The organism is Shewanella sp. 1180_01, from assembly GCF_052850535.1.
The window spans coordinates 1-16,175 of the sequence record NZ_VXCT01000043.1 but is presented as its reverse complement, the minus strand read 5'-3'; the positions used below and the strand labels follow the sequence as shown (position 1 = coordinate 16,175).

Below are 16,175 nucleotides of genomic sequence, written 5' to 3'. Positions count from 1 at the left end.
GGTACTCACGCAGCTAAAGTAACCAAAGCAGCCAAAGCAGCCAAAGCAGCGACTAAAGCAAAACCTTAACGACACCCATAGCATCCCTATAATAACCGCAGACTAAAGCTGGATTTTGACAATGGAACACACCACATCACTTCAACGGGTTAAGCAGGCGATTATTGCGGGGTTCTGGGCATCACTCGCCAGTATTTCTGTGGGTTTTCTCTTTAAGCTTTGGTTAGCACAATGGGTTGCTAAAGCAGATCTGGCTCTCTATCACACGGTTATCGATATTATCTCACTGTCGCTGATCCTGATGACAGGATTTCGCTCCTCTATGGTGGTGACTTACTCCCAGACCAAGCAAGATGTGGATATCACCAATATATTCCGCTACAGCTTGATAGCTATGGTGCTGCTGACATGGGGCTTAGTCTTGCCCTATATCAAACACAAACTTCACCTTAACGTTGAATATTTTCAATTGGTTGGCATTGTTTTGAGCATGGGGCTCAAGGTGTATTTTACCAATCAAATCGCTATGTACCGGCTATATGCCATCTCCAATCGAGTGACTTGGCTGGAACCGATAGCGCAAGTTACCAGCTTTTTCTTGTGTTTCTATGGGTTAAAACAAACGGCCATTGCCTCACTCTTTTACAGCATGACACTGTCATCGCTCATCGTTGCCTTATATATGTACTTAAAACGGCGCAAAGATATCGCCACGCCGCCCTTAAGTGCGGTGCATTTTGATACGGGTTTACGCAGTTTTATGAAGAAAAGCCTGACAGCGTCCATGGAAGCGGGTGCCAGTATCTTGATGATTTACATCACAGTACTGCTGACCATTGCCTATTTCAGCATAGATGAACTGGGTGATTTCCAAGTAGTGGTGCGGCCGATGATCACTTACCTCACCTTGCTGTTTGTATTCCCCATCTACCGCTTTGTACTACCCGAAGTTGCTGTGTGTGTACGAGAAAAACGCTTTGACGAAGTCCAACAAATTAAGTCATGGCTGACTAAAGTTTCTTTGTGGATCAGCGGTATTTTTTTTGTCGTTATGGTCTTTGCGAGCAAGCCATTAGTCGCTTGGTTATTCCCCGAGCAATACATAAAAGCGGCCCCAGTATTAATGCATTTCTCCATGTTTTTTATATTCATGATGCTCAATGGCTATCAGTTGGCCTATATCAAAGCTCACGGCTACTTTACCCAAAGCCTGCTCATTCGCCTCGCCGGAATCGCAGTGCTAGTGGGTACTTTCTACGCTTATCGCCTATATACCGAGAATGTCGTCGCAGTGATTTTAGCTTTGGGAACAGGCTATTTAATAATGTATCTGATATCGAAACTGGTGGAAAGACGCATTCAGCAAAGCCTTAATAACGGCCAAACACAGCTTTAATAGCAGCGAAATATGCTGAAAATGATGAAGGAAATAACATCTAGCAACTAAAAAGGCATCCCAGAGGATTATCTGGAATGCCTAGAAGAGACAGCGTAATTTGAAAATAGTGCTGTGATTGAATTACATCGATTCAGCTTAGGGCTTAACGCCCGTCGAGCATGCGGCCAAGACCACCAAGCACTGAGCCTTCGCCACGATCACTGCCACCCGCTGATGGGGCATGGGCGATAATGCGATCCGCCATTCGTGAGAACGGTAAACTTTGCAGCCAAACCGTGCCGTGGCCTTTTAAGGTCGCTAAAAATAAGCCTTCGCCGCCAAATACCATAGACTTTAACGAGCCAGCGCGCTCAATGTCGTAATCTATCCCAGGTGTAAATCCAACCAAACAACCGGTATCAACCCTTAAGGTTTCGCCTCGCAGTTCTTTCTTCACTAAGGTGCCGCCCGCATGGATAAAAGTCATGCCATCGCCTTGTAGGCTTTGCAGAATAAACCCTTCGCCACCGAAAAAGCCCGTGCCTAAACGGCGATTAAATTTCATCGTCACCCGTGTACCTAAAGCCGCCGCTAAAAAACTGTCCTTCTGGCAGATAAGCTCGCCGCCATATTCGGCTAAGTCGATCGCAAGGATTGTGCCCGGATAAGGTGCGGCAAAGGCGACTTTGCGCTTTTGGTTGCCTTGATTGGTAAAGTGAGTCATAAAAATGCTCTCACCGCTTAACGCCCGCTTACCCGCGCCCACCAACTTGCCAAAAAAGCCTGACTCAGGTTCAGAACCATCGCCCATTTTGGCCTCAAAGCTAATGTCTTGCTCTAGGTAGTTCATCGCGCCCGCTTCGGCGACCACGGTTTCGTGGGGATCGAGCTCCACTTCAACCAACTGCATACTGTGGCCGATGATTTCATAATCCACTTCATGACAACGTCTAGACATACTGTTCCCCTTAACTGTCAGTTCCTTGTTACTAGCCTTTAGATTGACCGCGATTGACGACTCTTTACTTATCGCGGCTCAATTTCACTGTTAATCTAGAGCTTAATTTATGCCCTAACTTATGCCTTAACTTATGCCTTAATTTTGACCTAAATCTAAGCTAAGTCTGAATCTAGGACTTATTCTAAGTCTCAATCTAAGCTAAGCCTGAATCGAAACCTTAATCAAACCTCGGCATTAATCTATGACATAAAATGTCAAAATGCGATTATTTTATGCGGTAACTTGTATCAAAAGATCACAAACGGCGACTTATCAACCTAAACCCACGCCATTAAACTGCTCAGCCTTAGCAAACTCCTCTAATATCAACTCGGTAAAAAGTTGTCCTGCACGGCCTAATGGCCGCTCTAAGGTCGAGACGAGCTGTGGAATAAAGGTAAAACGGCTGCCACCGACAAAGTCGATTTCAACTAACTCCCCTTTCGCCAACTCTTCTTGCACGAGAAAATCTGGCAACCAGCCAAAACCTAAGCCTTTTAACAAGGCGTTCTTTTTCATGATAAAGCCTGAAAGATAAAACACTTTATCGCCGCCAAATTGCATTTCATCGCGGTAACTTTTATTGGGCGAAGAGTCTTCGATAGTCAATTCCACGTGTTGCTGCAGTTCAGACAAACTAATTTCGCGAATAAAAGACAAAGGATGCGAAGCACTTGCCACCAGCACACTGGTGATGGCAGGCAAAGGTTGCGGATGATAATAGGGGCCAGTGCGATAATCTTTCACTAACATCAAGTCGGCATTATCCCGCTCGAATCTATGTTGTACGCCGCCTAAAAATTCCATATTGAGCTGAATTTTAGTGGGGATTTGATGTTCAGCCATACGCTTTAAAGCCGTCATAATTGGCTCCATCGGCAAGGCTCCATCTATCACTAGCTCTAACTTTGGCTCCCAACCTTCACTAAAACGGCTGGCAAGATGTTCAATGTTTGCAAGGTGTTGCAACAATCTTCGCCCCTCGGCCAAAATCACCCGGCCCTCTTGCGTCAGCTCAGCACGATATTGCTCACGGCTAAAAAGCTGCACGCCTAAGTGCTCTTCTAGCTTTTTAACTTGATAACTCACCGCCGATTGCGCCTTGTGTAACCGCTCCGCCGCCTTGGCAAAACTGCCCTCTTCCACCAACACTTGCAGCACATTAAAAGCATCAATATCGATGCGCATGGTCACTCCTTGGCTCTTATGAACATGTCACGGAAACACTACGATTCGTAAAGATTAGAATACCATCTAATTTTTAGATTGAGATAACGGATTTATTATTCTTTTTTTTGTTCATTCAAGCAACTAAATTGATAACAAGATCACACTAATGCAACTTGCAGCATAACGACCAGCGATGTAGGTAATCCTGCAACGCAATATTGAAGGAATAACCATGCCATTTTATGTGAAACAAGGCCAGATCCCCCATAAGCGCCATATCGCATTTGAAAAGGAAAACGGCGAGCTTTACCGTGAAGAGTTGTTCTCAACCCATGGTTTTTCCAATATTTATTCCAATAAATATCACCACAACATGCCAACCAAAGCGTTGGAAGTAGCACCTTACAGCCTAGGCCACGGTGCCAATTGGGAAGACTCGCTGGTCCAAAACTATAAACTCGATTCCCGCGATGCCGACCGTGACGGTAATTTTTTCAGCGCCCGTAACAAGATTTTTTATAACAATGACTTAGCACTTTATACCACCAAAGTCACCGCCGATACCGACGAGTTTTACCGTAACGCCTATGCCGATGAGGTGGTTTTTGTCCACGAAGGTGAAGGCACACTCTACAGCGAGTACGGCACGATTAAGGTCCAAAAGTGGGACTATTTAGTGATCCCACGCGGCACGACTTATCAACTTAAATTCAACGATTACAGCAATGTGCGACTGTTCGTTATCGAGTCATTCTCTATGGTGGAAGTGCCTAAGCATTTCCGTAACGAGTATGGTCAGCTATTAGAATCGGCACCTTATTGCGAGCGCGATTTACGCGTACCTACATTGCAAGATGCTGTGGTTGAGCGCGGCGCCTTCCCCTTAGTGTGTAAGTTTGGCGATAAGTACCAACTCACCACGCTCGAATGGCATCCCTTTGATTTAGTGGGTTGGGATGGCTGTGTTTACCCTTGGGCATTCAACATTACTGAATACGCGCCAAAGGTGGGCAAAATCCATCTGCCGCCTTCTGATCACTTAGTCTTTACCGCCCATAACTTCGTGATTTGTAACTTCGTGCCGCGCCCCTACGATTTCCACCCGAAATCGATTCCAGCGCCTTATTACCACAACAACATCGATAGCGACGAAGTTTTGTATTACGTCGATGGCGACTTTATGAGCCGCACGGGCATTGAAGCGGGTTACATGACCCTACATCAAAAAGGCGTGGCCCACGGCCCACAACCGGGCCGCACTGAAGCCTCAATTGGCAAAAAAGAAACCTATGAATACGCAGTGATGGTGGACACCTTCGCCCCACTGAAATTAACCGAACATGTACAAAATTGCATGAGCAAAGACTACAACCGCTCTTGGCTAGAAGACTAGCCCTAAGCCACCAGCGCACCAAAAAGGTTGCGTATCCCAAGGTAATAAAAGGGATAAAGAGTGTCGGCGGTTGAACTAAAATAATGAGGAAAACATCATGGCAAGCGAACTAAATCCACTGGGCTTATTAGGTATCGAATTCACTGAATTCGCCAGCCCTGATACTGATTTTATGCACAAAGTCTTTATAGACTTTGGTTTTTCACTGCTGAAAAAAGCCAAGAACAAAGACATCCTGTACTACAAACAGAATGACATTAACTTTTTGCTCAACACTGAGCGCGAAGGTTTCTCAGCTAAATTTGCTAAATCCCACGGCCCAGCCATTTGTTCTATGGGCTGGCGGGTAGAAGATGCCGGCTTTGCCTATCGCGTTGCCGTTGAACGTGGTGCAAAACCCGCCGATGATGCCAATAAAGATCTGCCTTATCCTGCGATTTACGGCATTGGCGACAGCTTGATTTATTTCATCGACACCTTTGGCGCAGATAACAATATCTATGCCGCTGATTTTGAAGACTTAGACGAGCAAGTGATCACCCAAGAGAAAGGCTTTATCGAAGTCGATCACTTAACCAACAACGTCTACAAAGGCACAATGGAACATTGGGCTAACTTCTATAAAAACATTTTTGGTTTTACTGAAGTGCGCTACTTTGACATCAGCGGCGTACAAACTGCGCTAGTGTCCTACGCCCTGCGTTCGCCCGATGGCAGCTTCTGTATCCCGATCAACGAAGGTAAAGGCAGCGATAAGAACCAAATCGATGAATACCTGAAGGAATACAATGGCCCAGGTGTGCAGCATTTAGCCTTTAGAAGTCGCGATATCGTAAAATCTCTGGATGCGATGGAAGGCAGTTCAATCCAATGCCTAGACATCATCCCTGAATACTACGACACCATATTTGAGAAGTTGCCTCAAGTGACTGAGAATCGTGAGCGCATCAAACATCACCAAATTTTGGTGGATGGCGATGAATCCGGTTATTTACTGCAAATTTTCACTAAAAACCTGTTCGGACCGATTTTTATCGAAATCATCCAACGCAAAAATAACTTAGGTTTTGGCGAAGGCAACTTTACTGCCCTGTTTGAATCAATTGAACGGGACCAAATGCGCCGCGGCGTACTGTAAGCTTTTATCCCCCATAAAAAACGGTACGCACTGCGTACCGTTTTTGTTTCTACGACAATCTAAATCATCATCTAAATCAGCATTGACGCCAATCACACGGCATCGACCTTCCTGCGTTATTCCACATTGATGGGTTTGATAACCTTACAAGGGTTGCCAGCCGCCACACAGTTCGCCGGGGGACCAAACATCACGTTATCGCCAATCGAGACTGAGCAAACATCCAATATGGTTAGATTATGATTAGCGTAAAATTGTTTACCAATATGAATGTTATAACCGTAGTCACAAAAGAAATTGGGCTCAATATGGGCGCAGTGTTGAATATCGAGCAGACCACGAAGGTGATCCATACGGGCATCAAGCAAAGTCGGTTCGGCCAGATTAAATTGATGGCAAACGGATTTCGCCCGCATCCGCTCAGCCAATAACTCATCATCCCAAGCCTTATAGGGCTGGCCCGCCAACATTTTTTGTTTCTCAGTCATCGTATTGTCAACATTCCGTCCATGATGACCTAACCCTAACAATCGATTGATGAAAGTTCAAGAACTGCCTTATATGCTCTTGAATGAACGACCCATCTTGCTGACAGAACATTTAGCTAACAGCCAATGTGAGTCACATTCAAGCATTCAATCTCAATCGAGACAAAGGTCATTACCTTTGTTCGTCATCACAATAGAGTTCTGCAAATAAATACACTAGACACAAACTGTTAAGCGGCATGACAGGATTTGTCCAAATCATCCGGCTGTGACGCCCTGCTTCACCGAAGATTTCAAGCAATAAATCCGAAGCCCCATCGAGTGCTTTAGGATGTTCAAAGCAAGATTGATGCACATTCAGCACCCCTTCCAAGCGGTAAATTTGTTTTATCCGCGAAAGCTCACCGCAAGCCTGTTTCAATTGGGCAATGGCATTTAGGGTCGCAAGACGACAGGCAGCGTAGCCTTCGCTCACAGTATGATCGGCGCCCAATTGTCCTTGATACTGAAGCTCGCCCTCTAAATAGGGAAACTGCCCCGAAGTCATTAACTGACTGCCGACAATTGAATAGGGTTCATAATTCCCAAGAGCCGCAGCAACCTCAGGTAGTTCAAGCCCAGCCGCTACTAGCCGCGATTCAGGTGTGATCATCATAATGTCACCTCCTGAGATGAGGCATTCACAGGATTAAGCTGCGGGGCTAGCCAGGTTGTCAAATGCTGAGGATTGACGGTCAGCCAGTTCGCAGCGGCCTCATCTTCCGTCATTCCTTGTCGATTCACCGCATAATCGAGTTCTGCAACCATTTGATTCGATAAGACTATATTATCAAGCACCTGAATTTGTGCGGGCGAGAAATTAACCACTAACTCGCGTTCACGGGCGAGCAATACCGCTTTATCTTTTCCCCCGAGTAAACCTTTGGGGTCCTGAAGATCGCGAATACCGTATTGATGGTGTAAAAATTGTGGATGCCACAAAGGAACGATCACCCAATCGTTTACCGCTACGGCAGACTCAAAAGCGGCGACACAGTCGGCCTGAGTGCCAGTTCTAAATTGATAACCCGCCGCCGTTAATCCATATTGCGTCATGATATTTTTAGAAAATCGCGTGATCCCCGCCCCCTCACCAATCCCTTGAATGATGGGCCGCATACGTTGCTGCACGTCAGGCTTGAGTAAATCCTCAATGCTCGACACTTGCTCAGCAGGCACATAATCGGGTACGCCCCAGAGCGCATAGGGCTCATAATGTAGCCCGAGTTGCCGCGTAGCAACTCGCTCTTCGACACCTTGTCGATAAATCCCATGGCTATGGGGCAGCCATGCTGAACACAGCATATCCACTTTACCTTCACCTAGCTGCTCAAAATTAGCCTCGTGCAATGCATAGCTTCGTTGCACCTCTTTGCCCATAATCCCTATCACATGGGCCACCACAGCGGCGGTGACTCGATGAAAACTTAAGTCCGTCACTCCCATGCGAATCATCGGCTTACCCTGTGAGCTCTCCATATTTGTACTCTTATTCAATGAATTCATACCTATCGCACCTCGAGGAAATAATGCCAATGATGCCAAACTGCCCAATCCCAGCGTTTGCAATAATTGCCTTCTGAAGACATTAATCTCCGCCATGTTCAGGCTCCTTGGTGTCTGAAATAGCGAGCCTATCCATCACAATTCCAACGATGGCGTTGTCCTTTGCATAGGGGAATATCATCTCTACTTTGATGCCATTCGGATCTTCAAGAAACAACTGATGCTCACCAATTTCAGGCACAATTCGTTCCTGAAAAATCATCCTCTGCTGGCATAAATGCTGCTGCATCTGGTGTAAATCCGTGCCACGAAACGACAAATGGTCAACACGTCCCGAGCCATAAATATTTCTGCTTTCCCCTAAGTAGGCATCTAGCGCTTGATCGCCCGCTTCCACCAAATGCAAAATGGGCTTATTTGAGGCATAGAGCCAATGTCCAGGAAAACCAAACTGTGGCCGCCAACCTAATTTCAATCCAAGGATAACTTGATAAAACAACAGCGTTTCAACCAGTTTGGGCGTTCTGATGGTAAAGTGATCCAATCCGATAATGTTCATATTGTCATCCTCTGGATGTCGTGACTCAGTGACTCGGTATAACCAAGTGCGAATCCAAACCGTTTTAATCCGCAAAAATCGTGGGAATAAATTCAGTTAAGATAAGCACTTGACGTAAGGTTATAAGATTAATGGTTAAGGTTAATTACCACGAACGCCCGCCGCTAACGGCTTAAAACGGAAAATATAATAAGGTGGACTGTTTTCAGCTTTGCCATTATTTAATGGTGCCGATAACGGTAATTGCGCAGCCCCAGAGTACAAGTAACCTTGCTTGCCATAACTCACACCGTCGGGCCAAACCATACGTTCATCATGGACATAAGTGCGATACTGGCGAGAATCTGCAGGGATCACACCAATGGCCCGCTCTCCCACTTCTGTTAGATACAAATTATTCGCTTCATCAATACTTAAGCCACCGTTGTCGGGCTTATCGGCATAAGCCTCCACTTTGGCAGAGAGTGCCGCAGGCGTTAACGAAGGATTGATGAGATCTGTCATCCGCACACGGTAAACTTTGTCTTTATTCATCGGGGCAAAGTAGAGCCATGTTTGGGTTTTATCTAAAGCAATACCATCGGCACCCACATAGACTTCAATCTGCTTTCTATCTTTTGAGTCTTTATCGATAATCAGTGGCCGCTGTAAGTCTGGCATCACACTGTTATCACCCTGTAATAGGCGCCGACTTTTCCCTGTATTTAAGTCCACAACCACCAACGCAGCCTTTTCACCAATGGGACCCGTGCCAATCCCCTCATCGGCAATCACAATCGCTTGGTGTCGAGATGAGATAACAAAGTCATTATGTTGTGACTCAGGAATAGAGACTGGCGCGGGCAAATGAATAATGCGATCTAATTGGTTTTTCTTGGTATCCCACGCCACTAATTTAGGCTCAATACGTGGCGCCTGCTGGCCAGAGTCTAATAGCCAAACTCTGTCTTGATCGTCGGTTCGCAGCCCCAACACCCAATTAAGGCAAGTGTCAGGTTCTTTCGCTTTGCCCTGCGGATCATGGCATTGCTGCCAATCCGAATTAGGGAATGGCTTAGTACTACCATCCGCTAAAAGCTCTGCCACCTTAATGTTAGGTTGATAGAAAGGGTGATAACTGAAAATCAATCGATCATCTGATGTGAAAGTAATACCGCCCACAGCCCCATCAAGTTCGGCAAAGACTTCCATTTTTGCCAGCGGCTCAGTCTGTGTCGCCCATGAGTGAGAACACAACAAACTGCTTGTCAGTAGAGTAAAAGCCTTTGATAACATTAGGTATGTAATGCGCTTAGATAATATGGTCATTTTCATTCCTCCTAACGTGGGCCAGCTAAAAGCGTTAAACTTGCTTCGCCTAATCTATGCTGCCAAAGATAGAATCCCACCAAAGCGGGTGTTGATCCCTTGTCTATCGGCAACTGCGCCACATCCAAAGCATGCACTGTCCATACATAACTGTGTTCACGTCCCTCTGCTGGACAAGGTCCAAAGAATCCAGGTTTACCTAAATCGGTATTAGCTTCAATGGCACCACTGGGTAGCACTCCGCCATTCACACCACCTGCGAGAGTCGACACCTGTGCCGGAATGTCATACACAACACGGTGCCAAAAACCACTGCCAGTCGGCGCATCTTTGTCATATAAAGTGACAGCAAAGCTCTTGGTACCGGCAGGTACATTTTGCCAAGTTAAACGCGGCGCAATATTTTCGCCCGAACAACCAAATTGATTCCAATAATACTCAGGAGGGAAGCTTGAATTATCGGCAAGATTACTTTGTAAACTAAACACTTTGGTACTGTTGTCAGCCATAACGTTATTAATGCTGGCAGCCAAAACAACACTCAGTAAGAAGGTATATTTACTTGCGGATAGAGATGATTTGATCATATACAGAATCCATTATTAAACTGTTCTATAACAGTTATTGATAATTAATTTAAGAATGGGGTTAGCATATCAATCAAATAAATATTGATAAGTCGTGTCTCGCTGATATGAGTTTCAAAAATTATTAGATAATCTAAACATGCTTCAGCGTTATTTTTCGATTATAGTGTTGGCAGCACGAGTGAATGAATAACTGTAAGCCGCAAGATAACGATAATTAAGCGAGTAACCTAATGACCGAACAAGAATGCGCTATGACTCAGGCAAACTATCAGCCTTGGTTCCCCGCAGAAAGAAAGCTTAAACCCCATCCTGATTTGAGCTGCAGATTAGAGGGGTTATCCTTGACCTTACAGTGGCAAGAGCCTGATGACAGTGCGTTCTCGATGGAAATTCACTTCCCAACGATCGCAGGAATTCTGGTGATTGATGAATCAAGTTATCAAACTTTTTCAAATAGCATCCATGTTAATCTGAATGATGATTTAGGCAGTAATATCAATAATGAAAAAATCAATACGCCATTCCCTATCGATACCGATTTAAATATGACAAACCCATCCAGGTCCGATTATTTTTCTTTTCCTTGGCCAATATGGAAGTCGGTAAAAAATGCACGTCGTCCTTATTATGGCGAATTAGGCGAACATATTTACCAGAGTCTATACAGTTATTATATTGTGGGTGCCGATAGCGTGTATTTGATCGATACTGAAACAAAACCTGAAATCAAAATCTTATCTTGTTAGCAGCAGGATGACTCTGCACATAATTCACGCCATTGCACTAACCGCTCACACCCCAAATGGGTAACCGACAAAAAATATCGTTCGCTAACACAACCGATTACATTTATGTGTTGTCAGGCCAAAACAAGCGCATTGGCTAAACCCGCGGTTTTCATTACACTATCAGCCTTCCTATCTTCACCCAAGAATGACCAAACCATGCCAGATTTTGCTTTACTTGCAGTGTTTATCCCGACCTTCTTCTTTGTTTCTATCACGCCGGGCATGTGCATGACGCTCGCCATGACACTGGGCATGAGCATAGGTGTGCGCCGCACCCTGTGGATGATGCTGGGTGAACTGGTAGGCGTAGCGTTAGTGGCGACCGCAGCCGTGATGGGCGTTGCCAGTATCATGCTCAACTATCCCGAAGTCTTTCAAATTTTTAAATGGGTTGGCGGAATTTATTTAGGCTTTATCGGCGTACAGATGTGGCGCGCCCGCGGCAAGATGGCCATGCTAAGCGATGACGACACTAACCCCAGAGCCAGCAATGTTACCTTGATCTCCCAAGGCTTTATTACCGCCATTGCCAATCCTAAAGGTTGGGCATTTATGGTGTCGCTACTGCCGCCTTTTATCAATGCCGAGCGCGAAGTTGCGCCGCAGCTGCTCGCACTGCTGAGCATTATCATGGTGACCGAGTTTACCTCTATGCTCGCCTACGCCAGCGGCGGTAAAAGCCTGCGTATTTTCCTAAGCCGCGGCGATAATATTCGCTGGTTAAACCGCATTGCAGGCAGCCTGATGATAGGCGTGGGCGTGTGGTTAGCCATGAGCTAACATTCATAGCCAACATTCATAGCTAACCATTTGAATTAACAGCTTAGATAGAACTGCTTAGGTTGTACTACATAGGTTGAACATGAACGACATAAATGAGAGCCCAATAAGGTCCCGTTAACTCGGTCTTTTATTCGGGCTCTTTTTTGTAGGGCAAAACAGCTCGCATCTGCGCCATATATTGCTGCATTTGCTGTGCTTCTTGCTCAACAAAATCGGCAATCGCCGCCCTAAATCCTAAGTGGGCAATATTATGGTAGGAATACATTTCAACAGGTTCAAAGCCGCGCAGCACCTTATGCTCACCCTGTGCGCCCGCATCAAACATCTGGAACCCATGTTCAATACAGTATTGAATACCTTGGTAATAACAGGCCTCAAAATGCAAGCCGTCGAGCTCAACCGTTGTACCCCAATAACGGCCATATAAGCATTTCTGCCCTTGAGTATTCTCGCCTTTGAGATACAAGGCGCCTGCTATCATCTCGCCCTTGGCATCTTCGACCACCAACAGTAAGACTTGCGCAGCGAGTTGTGCCCCCAACTGCTGAAAAAACACGGGCGTTAAATAGCCGCGATGACCGGAGCGCTTAAGGTAAGTTAATTGATAACATTGGATAAACGTCTGCCATTGTGAAACGGTAATATGTTCACCTTCGACAAAGTGAAACTTAAGATTAAATGGCTGTAACTGCGCCCGCTCCTTCAAGATATTCTTACGTTTGCGCGAACTAAAGCCCGCCAGAAAATCATCAAAGTCGCGATAACCGCGATTATGCCAATGGAACTGCGTGCCTAAGCGTTTTAACAGCGGATTGGGCGAGCCTTCAAATAACGGTGTTTGGCTTGGGGTAACAAACAGGCTATGCCATGAAGAAATTGGGCTGTCGCCCAGCTCTTTAACGCTTTGCACTGACCCATCAAGATCAGATTTATCAACAATGGGCTGATCGTCAATGGACTGATCAAGCTCTGACTCATCAAAAACCGAATCACCTTTCTCTAACGCACAAGGCTCTGACGCAAACAGCTCTGATGTTAGCCGGCGATTCAATGTCAGCAGCAGTAATTGCGCCACGCGCAGTTGCTCAACGCTATCGAATGCAGGATGAATGCCCATCCTTCTCCCTTGCACTGGGGTAAAAGGAATCGCATTCACCCATTTAGGATAATAATCGAGTCCATGGCGCTCATAGGCCTGCGCCCACGCCCAATCGAACACATACTCGCCGTAGGAGTGAGACTTTTGATACAAGGGCATCACCGCCACCAGCGATAATGGATTGAAGTGCTTAGCCGCTTGCTGGCTTATTAGCGCCCCTGCAGCCAAAGGCGACAGGCTTTTATCGGTGCTTACGACATCACTTAATGTGTCACCCACATCAAACACGCATAAATGCCGCGGCGTCCAACCCGTTGCAGCGCAGGCCGAATGGCTTTGCTCTAGCGCTAACAAAAATTCATGGCGACAGAAGGGATTCGCCTCCCCCATAACGGCATTCCACGCACTGGCCGAAATGTCCGACATTGAGCTCGCAAAGGCCAAGATAAGCTGTCTCATTGGGTAAATTCTCGTCCTTTACGGATCTTAACTAATATACAAGGTTGCAATTAAGCCTAATTCTCGGCACATTGCATAGCCATAATGAAAATAAATTCAGGATTGAGTATGCGTCCAACAAGACCTTTTAGACCTCTTATTCTCGCCATTGCCATGGCGCTTCCCCTACTATCATCACCCAGTCTGCTTGCCGAAGAATCGTCAATTTTCAGCCAGATGGCCACAGCACAACCTGTGTGGGCCAAGCATGGCATGGTTGCCAGCCAAGAAACACTCGCCAGTCGCACCGGCGTTGAGATCCTAAAACAAGGCGGCAATGCCGTTGATGCGGCCGTGGCCGTGGCCTTCAGTTTGGCAGTCACCTTACCACGTGCCGGCAATATCGGTGGCGGCGGTTTTATGCTGGTGCATATTGCTAAAGAAAACAAAACCATCGCAATCGATTACCGTGAAATGGCGCCATCTAAAGCCAAAAAAGACATTTTCCACGATGAGAATGGCGATGCAGTTGAGAAGCTGAGCCGCGAACACGGCCTTGCTGTAGGTGTCCCAGGTACAGTGATGGGCATGAGCTTAGCCCTCGAAAAATATGGCACTATGACACTCGCCCAAGTCACTGCTCCCGCAATTAAAATGGCGCAGGAAGGCATTAGCGTGACGCCAGATCTTGCCCAATCCCTTGCAGGTCTAAAACGTCGCATGTCCCAATGGCCAACCACGGCAGCTATCTTCTATAAAGCCGATGGCAGCGATTATCAAGTTGATGATATTCTTAAACAACCTGAGCTTGCCCATTCATTAAGTCTGATCGCTGAAAAAGGCACCAAAGGATTCTACGAAGGTGAAACCGCCACTAAGCTCATCAATGCGGTGAAGGATGCTGGCGGCATTATGACTTTAGACGACCTTAAAAATTATAAGGTTGTAGAACGCGAACCCGTGCGCGGCGAATACCGTGGCTACGAGGTTGTATCTATGCCACCACCATCATCGGGCGGCGTGCACATCATCGAAATGCTTAATGTGCTGCAGCAATTCCCGATTGATAAACTCGGCCACAATACGGCGCAGACGATTCATTTGATGGCAGAAACCATGAAGCATGCCTATAGCGATCGCAGCGAATACTTAGGCGACCCCGACTTTTATAAGGTGCCCGTCAAAGCCTTAACCAGTAAGGACTATGCCCAAAAAATCGCCAGCCAAATTGCGATGAATAAAACAACGCCAAGCGCCGAAATTAAGCCAGGTAAACTCGCGCCCTATGAGAGCGACCAAACCACTCACTTCTCGGTAGTGGATAAATGGGGCAATGCGGTTTCAAACACTTACACCTTAAACTTCAGCTACGGCTCAGGTTTAGTGGCCAAGGGAACTGGCATTTTGCTCAATAACGAGATGGATGATTTCTCGGCCAAACCCGGCGTGCCAAACGGCTACGGTTTAGTTGGCGGTGATGCCAATGCGGTCGAAGGTAATAAGCGCCCATTGAGCTCCATGAGCCCAACAATAGTGATGAAGGATGGCAAACCCTTCCTCGTCACTGGCAGCCCAGGCGGCTCACGCATTATCACCACCACACTGCAGATCATCATGAATGTGATCGACCATGGATTAAACATCGCCGAAGCCAGTAATGCAGCGCGGGTACACCATCAATGGCTGCCCGATGAGCTACGAGTAGAATCCAGCTTAAACCGCGATACCATTTCCCTGCTCGAAGCCAAAGGCCACAAAGTGAAAGTACAGTCCGCTATGGGCAGCACACAATCAATCATGGTGACTGAACAAGGGATTTTTGGCGCGTCTGACCCTCGTCACTCAGGTAGCGAAGCCATCGGCTACTAGCATCTCCATGATGCCAATGTTACTGAAATAGATGAGTGTAAAGAGATGAGTGAGAGAGATAGGTAAATGAGATAAAAGGATTTATGACTTATTCGAACTAGATCATAAACTCTGAGTAAAGCTCGTACTTCCGCTCAACGAATACAAACTCGCAATCAAAAAGCCCTACTATACATCACTGCGTAGCAGGGCTTTTTATTGTGTGGAAAAGTTATTATGCTGATTTGCATTGTTTTTACTTTAGTGACGCTCCAACTGAGTCATGAAATATCATACTAAACGCAACTCACTTCAGGACAAAACATGTAGGTAAATTCAGTTATTGGGATATTAGTGTTGGCTGGTATCCACTCATATAGGCTTGCCATGGCATTCGCTCGTCGACTCGCAGCCAGTCCGTCCGTGGATGCTCGACCGCCCCGTCCATGGGGCGGACGGTCGTCTCGCTAATCACCATGGCACACCTTTTTGGCATCAGTGTAATCTGCCTGTATGAAGGTGATACCCTGAACGCTTTTGGACAAAAGCGTGTTAGATTCTCAACTCTAATTTTTGAGTATCGCATTAAAATTTCTATGGGTAACCTTTTGCTAAAAACGCAATAAAATAGCTAGCAAAAAATTAGCGAG

The 16,175-nt window shown here is 46.2% G+C and carries 15 protein-coding genes; 6 read left to right on the top strand and 9 right to left on the bottom strand.

The genetic code is table 11. From position 1 onward, the window contains the following. Window positions 1-121 precede the first annotated feature (121 nt). A complete protein-coding gene (locus FW758_RS18135) occupies window positions 122-1,396 on the top strand; it encodes a hypothetical protein (protein ID WP_446446121.1) in 1,275 nt (424 codons plus the stop codon). A gap of 145 nt (window positions 1,397-1,541) precedes the next feature. Here the strand turns inward: FW758_RS18135 and FW758_RS18130 are convergent, their stop codons facing one another. Then, complete coding sequence (locus FW758_RS18130; protein ID WP_259580654.1) at window positions 1,542-2,336, bottom strand: TIGR00266 family protein; 795 nt, start codon at window positions 2,334-2,336, stop codon at window positions 1,542-1,544. Between the two features lie 315 nt (window positions 2,337-2,651). Then, window positions 2,652-3,566: a LysR family transcriptional regulator gene (locus FW758_RS18125; RefSeq protein ID WP_006082119.1), complete on the bottom strand. Its 915-nt coding sequence runs from the start codon at window positions 3,564-3,566 to the stop codon at window positions 2,652-2,654. Between the two features lie 214 nt (window positions 3,567-3,780). Here FW758_RS18125 and FW758_RS18120 point away from each other — a divergent pair, with 214 nt between their 5' ends. Together FW758_RS18120 and hppD are read left to right on the top strand one after the other, a co-directional pair. Next, window positions 3,781-4,941, top strand: a complete 1,161-nt coding sequence (locus FW758_RS18120; protein ID WP_338727959.1) for a homogentisate 1,2-dioxygenase — start codon at window positions 3,781-3,783, stop codon at window positions 4,939-4,941. A 97-nt stretch (window positions 4,942-5,038) separates the two neighbouring features. After that, window positions 5,039-6,079 carry a 4-hydroxyphenylpyruvate dioxygenase gene (gene hppD, locus FW758_RS18115; protein WP_011847092.1) on the top strand — a complete coding sequence of 347 codons (1,041 nt, stop codon included), beginning with the start codon at window positions 5,039-5,041 and terminating at the stop codon, window positions 6,077-6,079. Between the two features lie 116 nt (window positions 6,080-6,195). On the opposite strand, the gene FW758_RS18110 is transcribed toward hppD, so the two are convergent. From FW758_RS18110 to FW758_RS18085, 6 genes are all read right to left on the bottom strand, one after another. After that, a complete protein-coding gene (locus FW758_RS18110; protein ID WP_446446120.1) occupies window positions 6,196-6,567 on the bottom strand; it encodes a maltose acetyltransferase domain-containing protein in 372 nt (123 codons plus the stop codon). Window positions 6,568-6,739: 172 nt separating this feature from the next. Then, the gene (locus FW758_RS18105) at window positions 6,740-7,222 is read right to left on the bottom strand and encodes an Atu1372/SO_1960 family protein (protein WP_028759588.1); all 483 of its coding nucleotides are present in this window, start codon (window positions 7,220-7,222) and stop codon (window positions 6,740-6,742) included. Further along, window positions 7,219-8,208 (bottom strand): glycine betaine ABC transporter substrate-binding protein, encoded by a 990-nt coding sequence (locus tag FW758_RS18100; RefSeq protein WP_446446119.1) that lies wholly within the window; start codon window positions 8,206-8,208, stop codon window positions 7,219-7,221. The genes FW758_RS18105 and FW758_RS18100 overlap by 4 nt, the downstream gene beginning before the upstream one ends. After that, window positions 8,195-8,671 (bottom strand): VOC family protein, encoded by a 477-nt coding sequence (locus FW758_RS18095; protein WP_263265473.1) that lies wholly within the window; start codon window positions 8,669-8,671, stop codon window positions 8,195-8,197. Before FW758_RS18095 ends, FW758_RS18100 begins: the two co-directional genes overlap by 14 nt. A gap of 141 nt (window positions 8,672-8,812) precedes the next feature. Then, entirely contained in the window at window positions 8,813-9,979 is a 1,167-nt protein-coding gene (locus tag FW758_RS18090; RefSeq protein WP_446446118.1) for an L-dopachrome tautomerase-related protein, read from the bottom strand. A gap of 11 nt (window positions 9,980-9,990) precedes the next feature. Next, window positions 9,991-10,566, bottom strand: coding sequence for a YbhB/YbcL family Raf kinase inhibitor-like protein (locus tag FW758_RS18085; RefSeq protein ID WP_446446117.1), 576 nt, complete (start codon window positions 10,564-10,566; stop codon window positions 9,991-9,993). Between the two features lie 233 nt (window positions 10,567-10,799). Here FW758_RS18085 and FW758_RS18080 point away from each other — a divergent pair, with 233 nt between their 5' ends. Next, window positions 10,800-11,315 (top strand): hypothetical protein, encoded by a 516-nt coding sequence (locus tag FW758_RS18080; RefSeq protein ID WP_446446116.1) that lies wholly within the window; start codon window positions 10,800-10,802, stop codon window positions 11,313-11,315. Between the two features lie 198 nt (window positions 11,316-11,513). Continuing rightward, window positions 11,514-12,137: a LysE family translocator gene (locus FW758_RS18075; RefSeq protein WP_012089517.1), complete on the top strand. Its 624-nt coding sequence runs from the start codon at window positions 11,514-11,516 to the stop codon at window positions 12,135-12,137. A gap of 130 nt (window positions 12,138-12,267) precedes the next feature. Here FW758_RS18075 and FW758_RS18070 read toward each other — a convergent pair whose 3' ends face one another. Then, window positions 12,268-13,698 carry a GNAT family N-acetyltransferase gene (locus FW758_RS18070; RefSeq protein WP_446446115.1) on the bottom strand — a complete coding sequence of 477 codons (1,431 nt, stop codon included), beginning with the start codon at window positions 13,696-13,698 and terminating at the stop codon, window positions 12,268-12,270. A gap of 108 nt (window positions 13,699-13,806) precedes the next feature. Between FW758_RS18070 and ggt the strand changes: the two genes are divergently transcribed. Beyond that, complete coding sequence (gene ggt, locus FW758_RS18065; protein WP_446446114.1) at window positions 13,807-15,546, top strand: gamma-glutamyltransferase; 1,740 nt, start codon at window positions 13,807-13,809, stop codon at window positions 15,544-15,546. Window positions 15,547-16,175: the final 629 nt, after the last annotated feature.